Origin of the sequence: Lysinibacillus sp. C5.1 (assembly GCF_016350185.1) — a bacterium.
Taxonomy (GTDB): Bacteria; Bacillota; Bacilli; order Bacillales_A; family Planococcaceae; genus Lysinibacillus; species Lysinibacillus sphaericus.
Map to the genome: position 1 here is coordinate 1,023,402 of NZ_CP066226.1, position 21,157 is coordinate 1,044,558.

21 protein-coding genes are annotated in these 21,157 nt (G+C 39.8%); all 21 read left to right on the top strand.

From position 1 onward, the window contains the following. The first annotated feature begins 114 nt into the window (after positions 1-114). The 21 genes from recG (at position 115) to I5435_RS04760 (ending at position 21,119) form a co-directional block, all read left to right on the top strand. Positions 115-2,160, top strand: coding sequence for an ATP-dependent DNA helicase RecG (recG, locus tag I5435_RS04660; RefSeq protein WP_024362068.1), 2,046 nt, complete (start codon positions 115-117; stop codon positions 2,158-2,160). Between the two features lie 127 nt (positions 2,161-2,287). Next, positions 2,288-2,866: a transcription factor FapR gene (gene fapR, locus I5435_RS04665; RefSeq protein WP_024362067.1), complete on the top strand. Its 579-nt coding sequence runs from the start codon at positions 2,288-2,290 to the stop codon at positions 2,864-2,866. Beyond that, positions 2,863-3,855 carry a phosphate acyltransferase PlsX gene (gene plsX, locus I5435_RS04670; RefSeq protein WP_024362066.1) on the top strand — a complete coding sequence of 331 codons (993 nt, stop codon included), beginning with the start codon at positions 2,863-2,865 and terminating at the stop codon, positions 3,853-3,855. The genes fapR and plsX overlap by 4 nt, the downstream gene beginning before the upstream one ends. A gap of 19 nt (positions 3,856-3,874) precedes the next feature. After that, positions 3,875-4,828: an ACP S-malonyltransferase gene (gene fabD, locus I5435_RS04675; RefSeq protein ID WP_025218784.1), complete on the top strand. Its 954-nt coding sequence runs from the start codon at positions 3,875-3,877 to the stop codon at positions 4,826-4,828. Then, positions 4,821-5,567: a 3-oxoacyl-[acyl-carrier-protein] reductase gene (fabG, locus tag I5435_RS04680; protein WP_024362064.1), complete on the top strand. Its 747-nt coding sequence runs from the start codon at positions 4,821-4,823 to the stop codon at positions 5,565-5,567. The genes fabD and fabG overlap by 8 nt, the downstream gene beginning before the upstream one ends. A gap of 60 nt (positions 5,568-5,627) precedes the next feature. Then, the gene (gene acpP / locus I5435_RS04685; RefSeq protein ID WP_024362063.1) at positions 5,628-5,864 is read left to right on the top strand and encodes an acyl carrier protein; all 237 of its coding nucleotides are present in this window, start codon (positions 5,628-5,630) and stop codon (positions 5,862-5,864) included. Positions 5,865-6,138: 274 nt separating this feature from the next. Next, on the top strand, positions 6,139-6,903 hold the full coding sequence (rnc, locus tag I5435_RS04690; protein WP_024362062.1) for a ribonuclease III: 765 nt from the start codon (positions 6,139-6,141) through the stop codon (positions 6,901-6,903). Between the two features lie 3 nt (positions 6,904-6,906). Further along, positions 6,907-10,488 carry a chromosome segregation protein SMC gene (gene smc, locus I5435_RS04695; RefSeq protein ID WP_337983320.1) on the top strand — a complete coding sequence of 1,194 codons (3,582 nt, stop codon included), beginning with the start codon at positions 6,907-6,909 and terminating at the stop codon, positions 10,486-10,488. Beyond that, the gene (ftsY, locus tag I5435_RS04700; RefSeq protein WP_337983321.1) at positions 10,485-11,732 is read left to right on the top strand and encodes a signal recognition particle-docking protein FtsY; all 1,248 of its coding nucleotides are present in this window, start codon (positions 10,485-10,487) and stop codon (positions 11,730-11,732) included. The genes smc and ftsY overlap by 4 nt, the downstream gene beginning before the upstream one ends. 190 nt (positions 11,733-11,922) lie before the next feature. Further along, complete coding sequence (locus I5435_RS04705) at positions 11,923-12,258, top strand: putative DNA-binding protein (RefSeq protein ID WP_024362059.1); 336 nt, start codon at positions 11,923-11,925, stop codon at positions 12,256-12,258. Between the two features lie 12 nt (positions 12,259-12,270). After that, positions 12,271-13,629, top strand: coding sequence for a signal recognition particle protein (gene ffh / locus I5435_RS04710; RefSeq protein WP_024362058.1), 1,359 nt, complete (start codon positions 12,271-12,273; stop codon positions 13,627-13,629). A 94-nt stretch (positions 13,630-13,723) separates the two neighbouring features. Continuing rightward, complete coding sequence (gene rpsP, locus I5435_RS04715) at positions 13,724-13,996, top strand: 30S ribosomal protein S16 (RefSeq protein ID WP_024362057.1); 273 nt, start codon at positions 13,724-13,726, stop codon at positions 13,994-13,996. Between the two features lie 15 nt (positions 13,997-14,011). After that, entirely contained in the window at positions 14,012-14,245 is a 234-nt protein-coding gene (locus I5435_RS04720; protein WP_004269410.1) for a KH domain-containing protein, read from the top strand. A gap of 222 nt (positions 14,246-14,467) precedes the next feature. Next, positions 14,468-14,983 carry a ribosome maturation factor RimM gene (gene rimM / locus I5435_RS04725; protein WP_024362056.1) on the top strand — a complete coding sequence of 172 codons (516 nt, stop codon included), beginning with the start codon at positions 14,468-14,470 and terminating at the stop codon, positions 14,981-14,983. Further along, positions 14,983-15,711 (top strand): tRNA (guanosine(37)-N1)-methyltransferase TrmD, encoded by a 729-nt coding sequence (gene trmD / locus I5435_RS04730; RefSeq protein WP_024362055.1) that lies wholly within the window; start codon positions 14,983-14,985, stop codon positions 15,709-15,711. The genes rimM and trmD overlap by 1 nt, the downstream gene beginning before the upstream one ends. 126 nt (positions 15,712-15,837) lie before the next feature. After that, entirely contained in the window at positions 15,838-16,182 is a 345-nt protein-coding gene (rplS, locus tag I5435_RS04735; protein ID WP_024362054.1) for a 50S ribosomal protein L19, read from the top strand. 106 nt (positions 16,183-16,288) lie between these two features. Beyond that, entirely contained in the window at positions 16,289-16,855 is a 567-nt protein-coding gene (lepB, locus tag I5435_RS04740) for a signal peptidase I (RefSeq protein WP_024362053.1), read from the top strand. A 121-nt stretch (positions 16,856-16,976) separates the two neighbouring features. After that, positions 16,977-17,852, top strand: coding sequence for a ribosome biogenesis GTPase YlqF (ylqF, locus tag I5435_RS04745; RefSeq protein WP_229388753.1), 876 nt, complete (start codon positions 16,977-16,979; stop codon positions 17,850-17,852). A gap of 280 nt (positions 17,853-18,132) precedes the next feature. Then, a complete protein-coding gene (locus tag I5435_RS04750; protein WP_229388758.1) occupies positions 18,133-18,888 on the top strand; it encodes a ribonuclease HII in 756 nt (251 codons plus the stop codon). A gap of 15 nt (positions 18,889-18,903) precedes the next feature. After that, positions 18,904-20,799, top strand: coding sequence for a hypothetical protein (locus tag I5435_RS04755; protein WP_025218788.1), 1,896 nt, complete (start codon positions 18,904-18,906; stop codon positions 20,797-20,799). Then, complete coding sequence (locus tag I5435_RS04760) at positions 20,796-21,119, top strand: EscU/YscU/HrcU family type III secretion system export apparatus switch protein (RefSeq protein ID WP_024362049.1); 324 nt, start codon at positions 20,796-20,798, stop codon at positions 21,117-21,119. Before I5435_RS04755 ends, I5435_RS04760 begins: the two co-directional genes overlap by 4 nt. The last annotated feature ends 38 nt before the right edge of the window (positions 21,120-21,157 follow it).

Sequence of the window (21,157 nt, forward strand, 5' to 3'; positions counted from 1 at the left end):
TACAGTTAAAATGAGAACGGATGTATCTACGAATAACAATAAAACAATTGACATAGAAGGGAGGTAGGTTCTTGAGATTTGTGACACAACAAATCTCAAGAGCTGTTGTGACAGGTGACTGAATTAAGCAGTCCTGTCTCCGAATTAAAAGGAGTCGGGAAAGAAACCGCAGCACACTTAGAAACATTGGGTATCGAGACGGTAAACGATATTTTATGGACCTTTCCACATCGGCATGAGGATTTCCGTTTAAAGGATTTAGCGCAAACACCACATAATGAGCGAGTTACCGTTGAATGTAAAGTAGAACGTGAGCCGACTGTGTTGTTTTTAGGACGCAACAAATCTCGCTTGCAAGTAACAGTGCTTGCGGGGCGCCATTTAGTAAAAGTCGTATTTTTCAATCAAAACTATTTAAAGCAAAAGCTTATACCAGGTACTATTGTGACAGTGACGGGCAAATGGGATAGAGGTAGACAAGTTATTAATGGCACCACTGTCACTTTTGGACCGAAAATCGACCAAGTAGACTTTGAACCTGTCTATAGCTTGAGAGGTTTAATTCCACAAAAACGGTTTCGGAAATATATGCGACAGGTGTTAGATGACTTTGGTGCGGTATTACCAGATGCGATTCCACAGCATTTGCAGGATGCCTATAAATTAGTGTCAATACGCGATGGGTTGGAAGGTATTCATTTTCCACAAAATGCTGAGCATGCGAAACAAGCTAGAAGACGCTTTGCTTATGAAGAGTTATTAAACTTTCAGCTCCGTATTCAAGCATTACGTAAAATACGTAAGGATACTGAACACGGTACGATTATACAGTTCGACTTGCAAAAACTACGGGCATTTATTGCTTCATTGCCGTACGAGTTAACAGGTGCTCAAAAGCGTGTTGTCAATGAAATATGTAAAGATTTAAAAGCACCGCATCGCATGAATCGTTTGCTACAAGGCGATGTTGGGTCGGGAAAAACAGTTGTGGCAGCTATTTGCTTATATGCTGCTGTGACAGCTGGATTTCAAGGGGCGCTAATGGCACCGACGGAAATATTAGCAGAGCAACATGCTGAAAACTTAGTTGCTTGGTTTGAGCCATTTGGTGTACGTGTCGCGTTATTATCAGGCTCAACGAAAACGAAGGAGCGCCGTCTACTATTAGCTGCACTGGCTGATGGAGAAATTGATATTGTTATAGGCACCCACGCTCTGATCCAACCTGATGTTCTCTTCAAGAGGCTGGGCTTTGTTATAACGGACGAACAGCATCGCTTTGGTGTGGAACAACGTAGAATTTTACGTGATAAAGGAGAAAACCCTGATGTGCTCTTTATGACGGCTACGCCTATCCCACGAACACTGGCGATTACAGCGTTTGGTGAAATGGACGTCTCGTTAATTGATGAAATGCCGGCAGGGCGTAAAGAAATTGAAACCCATTGGATGAAAAAAGAACAATTGGGTTCCGTATTAGCTAAATTAGAGTTAGAGCTGACAGCAGGTAGACAAGCATATGCCATTTGTCCTTTGATTGAAGAGTCGGATAAACTGGATGTTCAAAATGCCGTAGAGATTTATGAGCAACTCGCATCGTATTTTACTGGACGCTTTAAAGTTGGGTTAATGCATGGTCGCTTACCAGCAGATGAAAAAGATGCGATAATGCGAGGCTTTAGTGAGGGCGATATTCACGTCTTAGTATCTACGACTGTTGTTGAGGTCGGCGTAAATGTGCCCAATGCAACGTTTATGGTAGTCTACGATGCGGAACGTTTTGGCTTAGCGCAGCTACATCAGCTCCGCGGTCGTGTAGGACGTGGTGAGCATCAATCCTACTGTATATTAATTGCTGATCCAAAATCGGATGAGGGTAAAGAGCGAATGCAGTCTATGACCGAAACAAATGATGGTTTCCGACTAGCTGAAAAAGATTTAGAGCTTCGTGGACCAGGAGACTTTTTCGGCCGTAAGCAAAGCGGCTTGCCTGATTTTAAAGTAGCCGATTTAGTACATGATTATAGAACCCTGGAGACGGCACGAAAAGATGCAACAGAAATGATTGATACAGATGCATTTTGGCATGATGAGATGTATCGATATTTGCGTGAAATGCTACAACAGTCTGGCGTCCTTCAAGGCGAACGATTTGATTAATGTAGCGTTGTGTAATAAGGAATGTGAGAGCTTGTTTTTGAAAACAAGTCTTGCATTCTTTTTTTATACTCTATATACTGATATTAGTACCAAGTGCTAATAACAACTCAAAAGGTGGCGAATGACGTTGAGACGAACGAAAAAAGAGCGACAGCGATTATTATCTGAAACGATTGCGGAAAATCCATTCGTCACAGATGAACAACTCGCGTCGGAATTTCAGGTAAGTGTTCAAACCATTCGATTGGATCGTATGGAATTAGCAATTCCCGAATTGCGTGAACGAATTAAAGATGTGGCTTCGAAAACTTATGAAAATGAAGTGAAATCGTTACCGATTGACGAAGTAATCGGTGAAATTATTGATATAGAATTAGACAATCGTGCATTATCAATTTTTGACGTAAAAGATGAGCACGTTTTTCAGCGCAATGGCATTGCTCGTGGACATCATTTATTTGCACAAGCAAACTCATTAGCTGTAGCGGTAATTGATGATGAGCTTGCATTAACAGTGCACTCCAATATTACATTTGTGAAACCTGTAAAAGCCGGAAATCGTGTTATTACTAAGGCGGTCGTTGTTGGAAGAGATGATGAACGCCATCGTACAAAAGTAGAAATTGTATCTACTGTAAATGGTGAAACAGTTTTGGTTGGTGAATTCGATATGTACCGCACGAAAGGTAAAGGTGAACAAGAATGAAATTAGCACTTGATGGAATGGGTGGCGACAATGCACCAAAGTCAGTAGTGGAAGGTGCATTATTAGCATTAGAACAAATTCCAAATTTGGAAATTCAGTTATATGGACAGCAAGAAAAGCTTGACCCTTATTTGAAAATGCATGACCGCTTAACGGTTATTCATTGTGAAGAAGTGGTCGAGGGCACAGATGACCCTGCACGTGCTGTACGACGTAAAAAAGATTCATCGATGGCACGCATGATGGATGCAGTGGAAGAAGGGAAGGCAGATGCCTGTCTTTCGGCGGGAAATACAGGTGCATTAATGGCAGGTGGTTTGTTTAAGGTAGGGCGTATTGAAGGTATTGCTCGACCTGCATTAGCTACGACATTACCGACACTTGATGGCAAAGGATTTTTAATGCTCGATTTAGGAGCGAATGCAGATGCCCGACCAGAACATTTACTGCAATATGCGATTATGGGTGATATATACGCCAAAAAGGTAGGCGGTTTACAAAAGCCACGTATTGGTCTTTTAAATATCGGAACTGAAGATAAAAAAGGCAATGATTTAACGAAAGCTGCTTTTGCCTTATTAAAAGAAGCGGACTTGAATTTTATCGGCAACGTTGAGGCGCGTGATTTACTTGATGGGGTAGCAGACGTCGTTGTGACAGATGGATTTACAGGCAATATGGTGCTGAAGTCAATAGAAGGAACAGCGGGTGCATTGTTTACAATGCTAAAAGAGGCATTTATGTCTTCTACCAAAACGAAAATTTCAGCAATGTTAATGAAAAATAATTTACGTGACTTAAAAAATAAAATGGACTATACAGAGTATGGCGGTGCAGGTTTGTTTGGTTTACAAGCACCTGTAATTAAAGCGCATGGATCATCCAATGCGAAAGCAATCTATAGTGCAATCCGTCAAGCCAATACGATGGTAGAGCATACAGTGATATCAACTATTACCGATACAGTACGTCACTTAGAAATTGATTAACAAAGGGGATTAGTAAGAAATGACGAAAATTGCATTTATTTTTCCAGGCCAAGGCTCACAGACGGTTGGCATGGGTCAAGAATTTATAAGCAATTCGCAAGAAAGTAAGGCATTCTACGAAAGTGCTAACAAGACACTTGGTTTTGACTTATCTAAATTAATGTTAGAAGGACCTGCTGAAGAGTTAACGCTAACATACCATGCGCAACCAGCATTATTAACGACAGGTGTTATGGTTGCTGAAAAATTGCGTGCTGCAGGCATTACGCCACATTATGCTGCGGGTCACTCTCTTGGAGAATACGGTGCATTAGTCATCGCAGGGGTGCTATCGTTTGAGGATGCTGTAGCTGTTGTTCATAAACGTGGTTTATACATGAACGAAGCTGTACCAGCAGGGCAAGGTGCAATGGCAGCTATTCTTGGAATGGAGCTTGAGGCGTTACATGCAGTAACTGCTAAAGTTACTGCTGAAGGTGATGTAGTTCAAGTTGCAAACGTCAACTGTCCAGGACAAATAGTTATTTCTGGTACTAAGGAAGGCGTTGATAAGGCCTCTGTAGCTGCAAAAGAAGCGGGTGCAAAACGTGCAATTCCGTTAGTAGTAAGTGGACCTTTCCATTCAGAATTAATGCGACCATCTTCAGAACAATTACAAGCTACGCTAGCCGAAATTACTTTATCGGAACCACAAATTCCGGTAATTAGCAACGTGAAGGCGAAAGAATTACAAGATGTACCAGCTATTCAACAAGAATTAGTTGAACAAGTGTATAGCGCTGTACAATGGGAAGCATCCGTTCGCGAAATGATTGCGCAAGGCGTGGATGTATTTATTGAGTGTGGTCCTGGTAAAGTGTTAAGTGGTTTAGTTAAGAAAATAGATCGTTCAGTGGCAACATATTGTGTATATGATGAAGCGTCATTAGAAGCGGTAATAGAAGCGTCGAAGGAGTGGACAATCAATGCGTAAATTAGAAGGTAAAGTTGCGGTTGTAACAGGTGCTTCACGAGGAATTGGACGTGCAATTGCATTGAAGCTTGCGGATGAAGGTGCGAAGGTTGTTGTTAACTATAGCGGCTCACAGGCAAAAGCAGAGGAAGTAGTTGCGACAATTCAAGCAAATGGTGGAGAGGCGATTGCCGTTCAAGCAAGTGTCTCCAAAACAGAGGAAGTTACTGCATTAATGGATGCGGCAGTCAAAACATTTGGCGCGCTTGATATTTTAGTAAATAATGCAGGAATTACTCGCGATAATTTATTGATGCGCATGAAAGAAGAAGAATGGGACGATGTACTCGATACAAACTTAAAAGGTGTATTCCTTTGTACAAAAGCAGTCACTCGTCAAATGATGAAGCAGCGTGCAGGGCGCATCATTAATATTTCTTCTATCGTTGGTGTTGCTGGTAATGCAGGGCAAGCTAATTATGTAGCGGCAAAAGCAGGCGTCATTGGCTTAACAAAAACGACGGCAAAAGAACTTGCGTCACGTAATATTTTAGTAAATGCCATTGCTCCAGGTTTTATTGAAACTGAAATGACAGAACAGCTTCCAGAAGATTTAAAACAAGGCATGCTGACACAAATTCCTCTCGCTAAACTTGGGCAACCTGAGGATATTGCGAAAGCAGTTGCGTTTTTAGCTTCTGAAGATGCAAACTATATGACAGGCCAAACGCTACATATTGACGGCGGCATGGTGATGTAATAATATGCTATAGCATAATTTTTAATTTTTTGTATAATCATTTGAGGGGAGGTGAACGTTTTGACTACAGTATTAGAGCGCGTAACAAAAGTAATCGTAGACCGTTTAGGTGTTGAGGAAAGTGAAGTTACACTAGAAGCTTCTTTCCGTGATGATTTAGGTGCAGACTCATTAGACGTTGTTGAGCTTGTAATGGAGCTTGAAGACGAATTCGATATGGAAATTTCTGATGAAGATGCTGAAAAAATTTCAACAGTTGGTTCTGCTATTTCATACATCGAAGGTAAAATTAACTAATTTTCTGGTAGATGACACAGATTTTGATAATACAAAATCTGATACCATTGTAGACTTACATCAAAGCATAATGGCAAAAGCGTATATGCTTTGATGTATTTTAAAGGTACGAAATGGTTCGTTTTTCGAACGATGGACGTACCTTTTTTTATTTTTGTTAAAAAAATACGAAAAAACTTCCAAAACATTGTATTTATGCCGAAATACTTTTGCATAAATGCCTTGAAAAAGGTACACTAAGACGGTAGAAACTATTAGGAAGGCAGATTGTTCAATGGCTATGAGAAGAAAAGGAACTATGCAGAAATCAGGCGTACTTCCTGAAAAAGTACGCAATCAATTCGAGCTATTACAGCATGAATTAAACATCACATTTATTAATAAAAATTTATTGTATCAAGCATTCACGCATTCATCTTATGTGAATGAGCATCGCCGTAAATTGTTTACGGATAATGAGCGTCTCGAATTTTTAGGCGACGCTGTACTTGAACTGTCTGTTTCTAAATACCTTTTTGAGAAATACCCGCATATGAGTGAGGGCGAATTAACAAAATTGCGAGCTTCAATCGTTTGTGAACCATCCCTTGTTATTTTTGCAAATGAATTAGGATTTGGTCGCTTTGTATTGCTTGGAAAAGGTGAAGAATTAACAGGTGGACGGGAACGCCCAGCGCTACTTGCAGATGTTTTTGAATCATTTGTAGGTGCTCTTTATTTAGATCAGGATTTGCAAACGGTCGTGACATTTTTAGAACGAATCGTGTTCCCAAAGGTAGAAGTCGGTGCTTTTTCGCATGTGATGGATTTTAAAAGCCAACTACAAGAAATGGTACAGCAAACAAATAACGGTTTACTTCATTATGAAATTATTGATGAAAAGGGCCCAGCGCATAACCGTACCTTTGTATCAAGCGTGTTATTAAATGGACAAGAGCTTGGTATTGGTCGAGGGAAATCAAAAAAAGAAGCCGAGCAACAAGCAGCACAATGTGCGATGCGCGCAATGCGTGAGCATACTGCTAAAGAGGAGGCTTAATAGATGTTCCTAAAACGACTCGAAGTGATTGGCTTTAAATCTTTTGCGGAGCGCATTGGTATTGACTTTGTACCAGGTGTTACAGCTGTTGTTGGACCTAATGGCAGTGGGAAAAGTAATGTAACTGATGCTATTCGTTGGGTACTCGGGGAGCAATCGGCAAAGTCGTTACGTGGGGCAAAGATGGAAGATGTTATTTTTGCTGGGAGTGACTCTCGAAAGCCACTAAACTTTGCAGAGGTAACATTAATTTTAGATAATACTGATGAGCAACTTGCTTTTTCGTATACAGAGGTCAGCGTAACAAGACGCGTATACCGTTCAGGTGATAGTGAATATTTATTAAATAACCAGCAGTGTCGCCTGAAGGATATTACGGACTTGTTTATGGATTCGGGACTTGGGAAAGAGGCTTTTTCAATTATTTCACAAGGCCGTGTCGATGAAATTTTAAATAGCCGCCCGGACGATCGCCGCTCAATATTTGAAGAGGCGGCTGGTGTTTTAAAATATAAGCTACGAAAGAAAAAAGCAGAGCATAAACTTGTAGAAACAGATGAAAACCTTTACCGTGTTTTAGATATTTTACATGAGTTGGATAGCCGTTTGGAGCCTTTGCAAATACAAGCTTCTAGCGCAAGAGACTATGTACAAATGTCCACGGAACTAAAGGATTTTGATATTGCGATCCTTGTGCACGATTTAAAAAATTGTGCACAATCTTTGCATGCATTGAAAGAAGAGTATGCGCAGCTATCTGAAACAGAGCAAAAACAAGCAAAGGATATTCAAGCGCTAGAAACCCAAACGACGGATATTCGGAAACATTTAAAAGAGTTGGATGTTTTATTGGATGCTGCACAATCTGAGCTTGTAGATGCAACGATGGAAATGGAACGTTGGGATGGTCGTAAAGCTTTAATGGCTGAAAAACGCCAGAATGCAACGAATCAATTACAGCAGTTGAATACATCATTACTTGAAGCGCAAAATGAAGTAGAGGTATTAGTTGCGCAAGAACTTGAGAAAAAACAATTGTTTGTAGAAAAACAACAAGAAGTTTTAACGCTAAAGCAAATCATTAAGCAATTAGAGCAATCCTTAAACCGTTCAGTTACAGAAATTGAACAGGAAATGGAAGAGCATAAAAACCGCTATATCGATTCATTAAACGAAGAAGCAACAGTCAAAAATGAATTAAAAAATATCGAACAACAATTATCACAACAAAAAGCAATGGCAGCTCGTATGACAGACCAAACGGATGAGATTGGTCAAGAATTGATTGAAGTTGTGGCGGAGAAAGAAACACTTGTTGGCCTACATACAACAACAACGACTGCATTGCAACAGAAGCTCGAACAATATGAAGCATTGCAAATGCAGTTTAAAAAAGTGAATCTTTCTTTTAATGATAAGCAAGAAATGCTGTATAAGGCGTATCAGCACCAACAACAATTAAAAGCTAGAAAAGATACATTAGCAGAGCTAGAAGCTGATTTCTCTGGCTTCTTCCATGGTGTTAAGGAAGTATTACTGGCGCGTGATAAAGGTGAATTATTTGGTATTGAAGGCGCAGTGGCGGAATTGATTCAGGTCAATGGCAAATATTCGCAAGCGATTGAAACGGCTTTAGGTGCCGCCTCCCAACATATTGTGACGACGAACGAACAGAACGCCCAACAAGCTATCCGTTGGTTAAAGCAAAAAAGAGCGGGGCGTGCGACATTCTTACCAAAAACGGTTATGAAATCACGCAAAATTAATCCGTCAGCCATTCAGCTTGCTACGGAGCATCCAGCGTTCGTACAAATGGCAGATGCCCTTGTCACGTTCGATGAGGACAATCGCTCCATTGTTGAAAATTTGCTTGGCAATGTCATCGTTGCAGCGCATTTAGAAGGGGCAAGTCAAATTGCGCGATTATGTGGTTTCCGTTACCGTGTCGTAACGCTCGAAGGGGATATTGTCAATGCTGGAGGTTCTTTAACGGGTGGTGCAGCGAAACAACAATCTTCCCTATTTACAAGAAAAGCCGAGCTCGATGGCCTGATAGCTAAGCTAGAAGCATTAGAAACGTCGATTTATAGTGCAGAGCAGGCTGTAGCAACGGAAAAAGAGACATTGGCCACATTACGTGACAAAGTAGAACAATTAAAACTAGAAGGCGAACAACTGCGGAAAGAAGAAATGCAACAGGCAAGTCGCCTTCGAGAATTAGAGGTTGTAGAAAAAAGTCTATCCGCCCGAGTGTCCTTTGCTTCAAATGAAACGCAAGATGTAAAAACACGTGAGGAAGCGCTGCTTGCTCAAAAGGAAGTAGCTACTGCACGTTTAGCAGCGCTAGCTGAAGAATTAGTAGCGATAAACGAGACGGTAGAACAATTAGGTAAAGTTAAACTACAAAGTGAAACAGAAAAAGATGTTCTGCGCGAACAAACGGCAGAAAAACGTTCAGAGTTAGCGGTAATGCAGGAGCAAATGTCGCAAGTACAAATTGCGACCGCTGAACTTGCCCTACAATTAAACAAAGCTCGCCAAAAAGTCGACAATATTTCTCAGGAAATAATCTGGCTTCAATCTGATGAATCGACAAAATTATTGAGTGATGAAGAAGTGGAAGAGCAGGTCGCAACTTGGAAAGCTAGAAGAGAAACGTTACAAGTGACAATTACCCAGAAAAAGGGAGAAAAAGCGGCGCAACAACAGGAATTAACAACGTTAGAAGAGCAGCTAAAGGAATTGCAACGTATACATAAAGGCTTCATTGAAGCAATACGTGCGAATGAATTAAAGCGCAATCGCGTAGAATTTGAGATGAGTAATTTTAAAAATCAGCTCGAAGAAAACTATCAACTAACGTTTGAAGAGGCACTGGTAGTCGCTTTAACTATTGAAGACGAAGAGCATATGCGACGTCGCGTCAAGTTATTGAAAAAATCTATTGAAGAATTAGGTCCTGTAAACTTAAGTGCGATTGAAGAATTTGAGCGTGTCCAAGAACGACATTCTTTTTTAACAGAGCAACGTGAGGATTTACTCGAAGCGCAGGATACTTTACACGAAGCCATTAAAGAAATGGATGAAGAAATGACAATACGCTTTAGTGAAACATTTTTTGCCATTCGAGAGCAGTTCAAACGGGTATTCCGTGAATTGTTTGGGGGCGGTCAGGCAGATTTAGTATTACTTGATCCTGACAATATGCTTGATACGGGCATTGAAATTGTTGCGCAACCGCCAGGGAAAAAGTTGCAAAATTTAAGTTTACTTTCTGGTGGTGAACGTGCACTTACCGCGATTGCTTTACTATTCTCCATTTTAAATATTAGACCTGTGCCGTTCTGTATACTCGACGAAGTAGAAGCGGCATTGGATGAGGCAAATGTTGTTCGATACAGCGAATACTTGAAAAAGTTTAGTCGCAATACCCAATTCATTGTTATTACACACCGTAAAGGTACAATGGAGGGAGCTGACGTACTGTATGGTATTACGATGCAGGAATCAGGTGTATCAAAACTTGTATCAGTAAAATTAGAAGATGAACCCGTACTTGCGGAGCAAAGGAGCGAACAAGCATGAGTTTTTTTAAACGTTTAAAAGATAAGCTAATTGGAAATCCAACAGAAGAAAAAGTAGAAAATTTAGTCGAAGAGTCATCTATCGAATTAAAGCTTGAAGATACGGTAGAGCCAGTTCAACAGGAATCAAGTCATGAAGAGCTGCAAGAAAAAGTAGAAGAATCATCAGCAAGTGAGGACTTCATTGATTCACAAGCTTCGAATGTTGTGGAGGAAGAAAAACAGGAAGAAGTGCAGGAAATTGCGATTGTAGAGGAACCTGTAAAAGAAAAAAAACCTTCAGCCTGGTCTATTACACAAAAATTTAAAGCGGGTCTTGAAAAAACCCGTAATTCCTTTACTTCTAAGGTCAATGATTTAGTGGCACGCTACCGTAAAGTAGACGAGGACTTTTTTGAAGAACTAGAAGATCTATTATTACAAGCAGACGTTGGCTTTGAAACAGTAATGGAATTAATGGATAAATTACGCTTTGAGGTACAGCGCAAAAATATTAAAGATACAAATGGTATCCAAACGATTATCTCTGAAAAACTTGTGGAAATTTACGAGCAAGGGGAAGAAGACTTAATCGAACTAAATATGCAACCTAATGGTGAGTTAACGGTTATTTTATTCGTAGGTGTAAACGGTGTTGGGAAAACAACAACAATTGGTAAGTTAGCACATCGTCTAAAATCGGAAGGGAAAACAGTTGTCTTAGCTGCAGGAGATACGTTCCGTGCAGGGGCAATTGACCAATTACAAGTTTGGGGAGACCGTGTTGGTTGCGAGGTTATTAAGCAATCAGAAGGTTCGGATCCAGCAGCGGTTATGTATGATGCAATACGTGCTGCGAAAAATCGTAAAGCAGATGTCTTAATTTGTGATACTGCGGGCCGTTTACAAAACAAAGTGAACTTAATGAATGAACTTGAAAAAGTACATCGAGTTATTTCACGGGAAATACCGAATGCTCCTCACGAGGTGTTACTAGCACTAGATGCAACGACTGGTCAAAATGCACTTGTGCAGGCACAAACATTTAAAGAAGTAACAAATGTAACGGGAATTGTTTTAACGAAACTCGATGGTACCGCAAAAGGTGGTATTGTGCTTGCCATTCGAAATAAATTACACATTCCTGTGAAATTTGTAGGTCTTGGCGAGAAAATGGATGATTTACAACCATTTGATGCAGAACGCTATGTATACGGCTTATTTGCTGAAGGCTTAGATAAGGAACTACAAAATAGCGAAGAGTAAAAGATTGTAGTTGAAAGCATGGTCGCTCGACTGTTAAAAGGTGAAACACATTGTTTAAAAGAGAAATACTAGCTAATGGTGAAATAACGTTATTCAGCTAATAGAATGCTTTTAGACAAGGAGATTACCTTGACACAGACGGGCGCTTTTCGTTATGATACAAATGACTAACAACGGGGGGAGAAACTCGATGCTACTTGAAAAAACAACACGCATGAACTTTCTCTTCGACTTTTATCAAGCATTACTAACAGATAAGCAAAGAAGTTATATGGAACTGTATTATTTAGATGATCACTCACTTGGAGAAATCGCTGAATCATATGGAGTTTCACGTCAAGCTGTTTATGATAATATTCGTCGAACTGAAGCGATGCTTGAAGAATATGAAGAAAAACTATGTTTACTGGAAAAATTTCAACAACGTACGCAAATGCTTGCGCGCCTTACAGCTGGAATTACAGAAAAAAGTATGCCGGTTGAGGAGCAGTTGGCGCTTATTGAACAGTTGAAAGAATGGGATTAGGAGGCGAAAGCAGTGGCTTTTGAAGGATTAGCGGAACGACTCCAAGGAACGATCCAAAAGATTAAAGGTAAGGGTAAAGTATCGGAACAAGACGTTAAAGAAATGATGCGTGAAGTCCGATTTGCTTTAATCGAGGCGGATGTTAACTTAAAAGTAGTCAAGGAATTCGTTAAAAAAGTAAGTGAACGCGCTGTTGGTGTAGATGTTATGCAAAGCTTAACACCGGGTCAACAAGTTATTAAAATCGTTCAAGACGAGTTAACGGAGCTGATGGGCGGCGAACAAAGCCCGATTAAATTTAATACAAAGCCACCAACTGTCATTATGATGGTCGGTTTGCAAGGTGCGGGTAAAACAACAACAACTGGTAAATTAGCAAATATTTTACGTAAAAAATATAACCGTAAACCATTACTAGTTGCTGCGGACGTTTATCGCCCTGCTGCGGTTCAGCAATTACAAACATTAGGAAAGCAATTATCTTTACCTGTTTTTGCTTTAGGCACAGATGTATCACCAGTTGAAATCGCTCGTCAGGCAATTGAACTGGCGAAAGAAGAACATCATGATGTTGTCATTATCGATACAGCAGGTCGCTTGCATATCGATGAAGATTTAATGCAAGAATTAAAGGATATCCGTGCGTTAAAAGAGCCTGATGAAGTTTTCCTTGTGGTAGATGCCATGACGGGGCAAGATGCTGTAAACGTTGCGGAAAGTTTTAATGAGGCTGTCGGCATTACAGGGGTTGTTTTAACAAAACTGGATGGCGATACACGCGGTGGTGCAGCATTATCCATTCGTTCGGTGACACAGAAACCAATTAAATTTGTCGGTATGGGCGAAAAACTGGATGCGCTTGAACCGTTCCATCCGGAGCGTATGGCATCTCGTATTTTAGGCATGGGTGACGTGTTATCACTAATTGAAAAGGCGCAGGCAAACGTCGATGAAGCAAAGGCGAAAGAACTGGAAGAAAAGTTCAAAACGCAAAGCTTTACACTCGATGATTTTGTTGAGCAATTACAACAAGTGAAAAAAATGGGCCCGCTCGACGAAATATTAAAAATGCTACCAGGTGCAGGCAAAATTAAAGGCTTAGACAATGTCAAAGTAGATGATAAGCAAATGGGCCGTGTAGAAGCCATTATTTACTCTATGACAACTGCTGAAAAGACAAATCCCGAAATCATTAATGGTAGCCGTAAAAAGCGCATTGCCAAAGGTTCAGGTACGTCTATTCAAGAGGTCAACCGTTTGTTAAAACAATTTGACGAAATGAAAAAAATGATGAAGCAAATGACAGGTATGGCGACAGGTAAAGGCAAGAAAAAGATGAAATTACCTGGCTTTGATTCATTGTTTAAATAATATTTTATAGGTGTTAAGAAAAAACACTTTACAAACAACATAAACATTGATAATATACTATCTTGTGTGAAACTTATTCGGAGGTGCTATTAAAATGGCAGTTAAAATTCGCTTAAAACGTATGGGAGCTAAAAAATCTCCTTTCTATCGTATCGTAGTTGCAGACGCTCGTTCACCACGTGACGGTCGTTCAATCGAAACAGTTGGTACTTACAACCCACTAACTCAACCAGCTACTGTAAACATTGATGAAGAGAAAGCTCTTAAATGGTTAGCTGACGGTGCAAAACCATCAGATACAGTGCGTAACTTGTTCTCAGAACAAGGTATCATGGAAAAATTCCATAACCAAAAATTCAGTAAATAATCGGGGGAGACGTCTTTGAAGCAGCTGATTGAAGCAATCGTTTTACCGTTAGTCGATTATCCAGAAGAAGTCCGTATTGAGACGGACGAAAATGCAAATCGAATTGTTTATAAACTTTTTGTTCATCCAGAGGATCGAGGGAAAGTCATAGGCAAACAAGGGCGAGTAGCGAAAGCGATTCGTACAATTGTTTATTCAGCGGCAGGTAGTCACCATCAAAAAAAGACTTACGTCGATATATTGGATTGATAAAAAGATTTTCACGCTCGTTTACGCGCAATAAGGTAACAATGTAGCAATTATGCAACCTGTCGCCATTTTGCACTGAACAATTTTAACGACTATGTTGTTGCTAGAATTCGTAGGAGCTGTAAATGTGTAGCGTAAAATCTGGATAGAAGAGGGGGGAGCTTGCTGGTTCCTTCCTTTTTTTATATAGTACGGATATATAACGGTATAGAGGTGAAATGAATGGAATGGTTTAATGTAGGTCGTATTGTGAACACGCACGGAATTCGTGGTGAAGTGCGTATCTTATCGACGACAGATTTTGAAGAAGAACGCTTTGCGGTCGGGAATAAGCTTGCAGCGTTTAAAAAAGACGATAAAAAGCCAACGTGGGTAACAATTCAATCCGTACGCCGTCATAAAAACTTTATTTTGTTAACATTTGAAGGTATGGATAATATCAACTTTGTCGAGCCGTTCAAAGAAGGAATGCTCAAAATCACGAAAGATCAAATGACCGATGATTTATTACAAGAAAATGAATTTTTCTTCCATGAAATTATAGGCTGTACGGTTGTATCTGAAGAAGGTGCAACAATTGGTGAAGTCAAAGATATTCTGCAAACAGGTGCCAATGATGTGTGGGTAGTGAAGGGTGCTAAAAAAGAGCATTACATTCCATATATTGAAGACATCGTCAAAAATATTGATGTGGAAGAAAAGAAAATTGTTATTCATGTGATGGAAGGCTTACTATGATGCATATTCACGTATTAAGTCTATTTCCTGATATGTTTTCGGGTGTATTTGGTGCATCGATACTAAAAAAAGCTCAAGAAAAAGGGGCTGTAAAGCTAGAAGTATCAGATATTCGTGCGTTTTCTGGCAACAAGCATAATCAGGTAGACGATTATCCGTATGGTGGCGGTGCAGGGATGGTGTTAAAGCCAGAGCCGATGTTTAGTGCTGTAGAGGCTATTACAGCGGGTAAAAAGCCACGTATTATCTTAATGTGTCCGCAGGGTGAACGTTTCACCCAAAAAAAAGCGGAAGAGCTAGCGCAAGAAAGTGAATTAGTGTTCTTATGTGGTCACTACGAAGGCTACGATGAACGCATTCGTCAGCACCTCGTTACCGATGAAATATCGATTGGTGATTTTGTGTTAACAGGTGGTGAGTTAGGTGCGATGACGGTTATCGATAGTGTCGTACGCCTTTTACCTGGCGTGTTGGGACAAGCAGATTCCCATATCCAAGATTCTTTTTCAACGGGTCTGTTAGAACATCCACATTATACGCGACCTGCTGAATTCCGAGGCATGCAAGTACCCGAAGTATTATTATCAGGCAATCATGCGAAAATCGAACAATGGCGCGAAGAACAATCGTTAAAAAGAACATTCGAGCGTCGACCTGATTTACTCGAGCATTATCCATTAACAGACAAGCAAAAATTGTATTTGGAAAAACTTAAAAAACAACAATAAAGATGCTTGCTTGCATGCCATATATGTGATAACATCTAATCTGTGCTTCTATGTGAAGTGCTGAATTACGGTGTTCCGCTGTGGCATACATTGCGTGCAAGAGCATCTGTCTAAGGAGAGAAAACAATGTCAAACATTATTACAGAAATTACTAAAGCTCAGCTTCGCACTGATCTACCAGCTTTCCGTCCTGGTGATACTGTTAAGGTACACGTGAAAGTAGTAGAGGGTACTCGTGAACGTATCCAAGTATACGAAGGTGTAGTTATCAAACGTCGTGGTGGCGGTATTAGCGAAACTTTCACAGTTCGTAAAATTTCTTACGGTGTAGGTGTTGAACGTACATTCCCTGTACACACACCAAAAATCGCTAACTTAGAAGTTGTACGTCGTGGTAAAGTACGTCGTGCTAAACTTTACTACCTACGTAACCTACGTGGTAAAGCTGCTCGTATTAAAGAAATTCGATAATTATGACTTAAAAGTGAGGGGCTTGTATTGCAAGCTCCTTTTCTTTTTGCTTGTCATCTTAAATAATAATCATCTAAAATGAAGATAGACAAGGGGGCAATTCATAATGGAAAAACAAGTGAAAGAAAAGAATGAATTATGGGAATGGACAAAGGCTCTTTTAATTGCATTTGCGATTGCAGCAGTTATTCGTTATTTTTTATTTACACCAATTGCAGTTGACGGTGAGTCCATGATGCCAACCCTTGAAGATGGCGACCGAATGATTGTCAACAAAATTGGTTATAAAATTGGAGAGCCTAAGCGCTTTGATATCGTGGTGTTCCATGCACCAGAGCAAAAAAACTACATTAAACGTGTAATTGGCTTACCTGGTGAAACATTGGAATATAAAGACGATCAGTTATACATTAACGGAGAACCGATAGATGAGCCTTATTTAGATGCATACAAAGCTGAAATTACTGAAGGTACATTAACGGAAGATTTTACGTTAAATGACATTGATGCATCACTGCATGATGTAATTCCAGAAGGCTATGTGTTTGTGATGGGCGATAATCGTCGATATAGTAAAGATAGCCGTCACATAGGTATTGTCGATCAAAAAGAAATTATAGGTAATACAAGCCTTATTTTCTGGCCGTATAGTGATATTAAAATTGTGAAGTAATGTTTGAAAGGGGGCTAATACTCCCTTTCTTGACGTCTAAGAGCATACGTTTTCTTATTCGATTTTAAGGCATTCGCACTGAATTGGGCGAATGCGCTTTTCTTATTTAGGAGGTATAGAAATGACTATACAATGGTTTCCAGGGCATATGGCGAAGGCACGCCGTGAAGTAACAGAAAAATTAAAGCTAGTAGATATTATATTTGAATTAATCGATGCTCGCTTACCATTATCTTCGAGAAATCCGATGATTGATGAGGTCATTAACCAAAAGCCGCGTCTACTTATTTTAAATAAATCAGATATGGCGGATGAGCACGAAACACGCAAATGGGTAGAATATTTTGCACAGCATGGCCATAAAGCAGTGGCAATCAATTCGCTTGAAGGAAAAGGACTACAACTTGTGACCAAGGCGGCACAAGAAATATTAAAAGAAAAATTTGACCGCATGAAGTCAAGAGGGATGAAGCCGAGAGCCATTAGAGCAATGATTGTTGGAATTCCAAACGTGGGAAAATCCACACTTATTAATCGCTTAGCAAAGAAAAATATTGCGAAAACAGGCAATATGCCTGGTGTGACAAAGGCGCAACAATGGATAAAAGTCGGCAAGGAACTAGAATTACTAGATACACCAGGAATTTTATGGCCTAAGTTTGAAGACCAAGAAGTAGGCTATAAGCTGGCTTTAACAGGTGCTATTAAAGATACCATTACTAACATGGAAGATTTGGCGGTATATGGGTTACAATTTTTATCGACACATTATCCAACACGTATGGAAGAACGCTATGGTTTTCAGTTTATGCATGACGACTTAGTGGAAACGTTTGACCATATCGGCAAGCTTCGTCGTGTTTTTGGAGCAGGTGGAGAAATCGACTACGATCAAGTAGCCCAGCTAATCGTACGAGATATTCGTGGATTACTATTAGGAAAGCTAACATTTGACTTTGTTGATGAACAGCTTGAAAAAGAAGCGACACAGCAATAATGTGTGAAAAAGTGATAGGGACAAACCTTTAAAAGAGACAAAATTGCTTGTAACTTCCACTAACCGAGAGCACTAGTTGGTAAATCCTACAGAGGTGCACATAGTGAAAGAGGTATCAGGTGAAAAGCAAACACCGTAACGAACATTTACAGCAATGCAAAAAAGTGTTAGATTGATTGCCGTCAATCTAACACTTTTTCCTTTTGTCCTAGCCTTTTTCTTTTAGGAATAGTAGATATTGCCGATAAATGATATAGAGTAAGATAAAGGGAGTAAAATGATGAAAACGATTAAAGAGATTACAGCAGCGCTAAAAATAGCTGAGGATTGGCAAGAATGGATGGCGGCAATTGCAACCGACGAGCGTGCAGGTGTGCAGAAAGCATGGCATAGTTGGAATAAACGCCAAGAAAAGAAACGACAGCTATTGGAAGAGCATCAAGCGAAGATTGACTTCGATCAGTGCTATGGTGGTGAAAATGCCTTCATCGCAGGTGTAGATGAAGCAGGGCGCGGGCCTTTAGCAGGACCTGTTGTAACCGCAGCTGTTATTTTGCCAAAAAACTGTGAAGCTCTTGTAGGATTAAATGATTCGAAGCAGTTAACAAAGGAAAAACGCAATGTTTTTGCAGCATTGGTGAAAGAACATGCCATTAGCTATTTCATTCATTTTCAATCAGCACAAACGATTGATGCACTGAACATCTATGAAGCAACAAAGCAATCGATGAAAACAAGTGTGGAATCCTTGTCCATTAAACCGGATTATGTGCTAGTCGATGCTATGACACTACCAATCACCATTCCACAGGATTCGATTATTAAAGGCGATGCAAAAAGTTTAGCCATTGCAGCAGCTTCTATTTTAGCGAAAACAGCTAGGGATGAGTATATGGAACAATTGGACAAAGAATTTCCTATGTATGGCTTTGCACAGCATGCGGGCTACGGTACAAAACAACATTTAGAGGCACTTGAAACATTCGGACCAACGATACATCATCGCAAGTCTTTTGAACCTATAAAATCGATGTAAGAAAGGAGTAATTAGATGACAGCAACATCGTTTAATCCAATACAAATGCAACAAACTACTTTAACTCCAGCAAATCAACCGCTGGCATTAAAGCAAGGACAAGTATTTCATGGCACGATTAAACAATTATATCCAGATCAAACGGCAGAGGTCCAAGTAGGCAATCAAAAACTGATTGCTAAACTGGAAGTACCGCTAAAAGCAGGGGATGCCCATTTCTTTCAAGTAACAGGGACAAGCCCTCAAACAGAGTTAAAAGTTGTTACAGGACCGATGGGGCAAGAGGTTTCTACAAACCAACAAATAAATCAGCTACTAGATTCGATGAATTTGCCAAAAACGTCAGAAATGCAACAGGTGTTAGCGCACTTTATTAAGGCTCAAATACCGATTTCTAAAGAGCAACTTATGCAAGCTGAAATGTGGATGAAGGCATTGCCTGAAGGTGTGACAAAGATGGATGCCTTACAAGCGCTTCAAAAAATGGTTGAGCTAAAAATGCCAATGACGCAAGATGTATTTCAAGCACTTGTTAGTGGGCAAAAAACATCTGGTATGTCGGCAATAATGGATAATTTTACACAGTTATTAGCGAAGGATACAGCATTACAAGCCAATGTGAAACAAAATTTGATGCAACAAGTGTTAGCGATTGCAAAACCCTTCGAGGCAGAAACAGGTACGTTACTGCTCGCAAAATCGATTCAACTTTTAACTAATAACGCAGCATCAACAAGTGAACGATTACAAGCTTTAACTCTATTAAAAGAAGCGGGTATTTTACCGCAACAAGCAACTTTACAAAATTGGTCGTCTCTAAATGAAGCAAAAGCTGTGCAACAAGGTCAACTTCAGCAGGCTGGCCAAGTAATCCAAACAATTTTAGCAACAAAACCAGAAAATAAGCAACAGCTTATTGAACAGCTAAAATCTTGGACAGCGAGCCAAAATTTATTGAGCAATGAGCAAAAGCAACAGCTGAACCAAATGATTGATCGATTTAACCAATTACCAACTAATAAACAAACATTGGAAATTTTTGCGAAGCAAATGCAAGAACAACTAATCAAAGCGTTCGCTCACAATGCACCCGAACGGTTATTTACGCAAGATGGTAATGCGCTTTCTGTAAAAGAACATTTATTATCACTGTTTAAGCAAGAGTCGACAATTCCAGTACAAAATGACGCGCTGATGCGAAATCTTGTAAAACAAAGTGCGGAGGCACCACAACCAACTATTCAACGCATGCTTACAGAAGCTGATGCACATGTACGAAATTCAATGGATAGTAAAGCGATGGAGCATGCCCTTAAAACGGTATTGAAAAGTTTAGGCATTAGTTACGAGGCTACGCTTAGTAGTAAATCAGCGGATTTGCAAGCAATTGCACACCAATTAAAACCACAGCTTCATACATTGCTTCAAGAAGCTCAAATAACGCCACAACTAAGGGAAGCAGCTGAGCTTTTAATGACACGCATGAATGGGATGCAACTTGTGTCAGGAGAAAATGGTCATCAACACCAGCTCGTGATGCAAGTGCCCCTTGAATTTTTTGGAAAGAAAATGGATGCCACGTTACAATGGAATGGGCGTATGAAAGAAGACGGAAAGATTGATGCCAACTACGCACGAATATTGTTTTATTTACAAATGGAGTCAATGAAAGAAACCGTAATTGATATGCAAGTTCAAAATCGTGTCGTCACTGTCACAGTATTTAATGAAAATTCAGATATTGCTTTTCAGGCAGAACCTCTAAAAACAGCATTGAAATTAGGGCTTGCAAAAAAAAATTATCAGCTATCGGGAGTCTTTATTAAACAATTTGAAAAAGCCCAACTTGAAAAAACAACCCCTGTAGTACAACAGCAGGAGGAAATTAGTGGGGTGGATTTCCGCATATGAGTGAAGAAAAAAAGACGCGTAAAGAAGCGATTGCCCTCACTTATAAACAAGGACAATTTGATAGCCCATCTGTCGTAGCAAAAGGAAAAGGGAAAGTGGCTGAAAATATATTGGCCCGTGCAAGTGAACATGATGTGCCGATATATGAGGATCCGAATCTTGTTCAATTACTTGGACAATTAGATTTAAATGAGTCAATACCTGAAGAATTATATCAAGCGGTGGCTGAAGTGTTTGCTTTTATCTATCATCTAGACCAACAACATAGCAAAAATATAGAAAAAATAAAGAATTCTGATTTCAAGAATTCTCTGTTTTAGTACACTAAGTAGAAGAAAACGTCATAATTTTAGATAAA

Excerpts from the sequence above, each read along its gene's own strand:
- I5435_RS04760 (WP_024362049.1), top strand. The coding sequence starts at position 20,796 with ATGAGTGAAGAAAAAAAGACGCGTAAAGAAGCGATTGCCCTCACTTAT.
- rpsP (WP_024362057.1), top strand. The coding sequence starts at position 13,724 with ATGGCAGTTAAAATTCGCTTAAAACGTATGGGAGCTAAAAAATCTCCT.
- trmD (WP_024362055.1), top strand. The coding sequence starts at position 14,983 with ATGCATATTCACGTATTAAGTCTATTTCCTGATATGTTTTCGGGTGTA.
- I5435_RS04750 (WP_229388758.1), top strand. The coding sequence starts at position 18,133 with ATGAAAACGATTAAAGAGATTACAGCAGCGCTAAAAATAGCTGAGGAT.
- rplS (WP_024362054.1), top strand. The coding sequence starts at position 15,838 with ATGTCAAACATTATTACAGAAATTACTAAAGCTCAGCTTCGCACTGAT.
- smc (WP_337983320.1), top strand. The coding sequence starts at position 6,907 with ATGTTCCTAAAACGACTCGAAGTGATTGGCTTTAAATCTTTTGCGGAG.
- rnc (WP_024362062.1), top strand. The coding sequence starts at position 6,139 with ATGGCTATGAGAAGAAAAGGAACTATGCAGAAATCAGGCGTACTTCCT.
- ftsY (WP_337983321.1), top strand. The coding sequence starts at position 10,485 with ATGAGTTTTTTTAAACGTTTAAAAGATAAGCTAATTGGAAATCCAACA.
- fabG (WP_024362064.1), top strand. The coding sequence starts at position 4,821 with ATGCGTAAATTAGAAGGTAAAGTTGCGGTTGTAACAGGTGCTTCACGA.
- rimM (WP_024362056.1), top strand. The coding sequence starts at position 14,468 with ATGGAATGGTTTAATGTAGGTCGTATTGTGAACACGCACGGAATTCGT.
- ylqF (WP_229388753.1), top strand. The coding sequence starts at position 16,977 with ATGACTATACAATGGTTTCCAGGGCATATGGCGAAGGCACGCCGTGAA.
- I5435_RS04755 (WP_025218788.1), top strand. The coding sequence starts at position 18,904 with ATGACAGCAACATCGTTTAATCCAATACAAATGCAACAAACTACTTTA.
- lepB (WP_024362053.1), top strand. The coding sequence starts at position 16,289 with ATGGAAAAACAAGTGAAAGAAAAGAATGAATTATGGGAATGGACAAAG.
- I5435_RS04705 (WP_024362059.1), top strand. The coding sequence starts at position 11,923 with ATGCTACTTGAAAAAACAACACGCATGAACTTTCTCTTCGACTTTTAT.
- plsX (WP_024362066.1), top strand. The coding sequence starts at position 2,863 with ATGAAATTAGCACTTGATGGAATGGGTGGCGACAATGCACCAAAGTCA.
- fabD (WP_025218784.1), top strand. The coding sequence starts at position 3,875 with ATGACGAAAATTGCATTTATTTTTCCAGGCCAAGGCTCACAGACGGTT.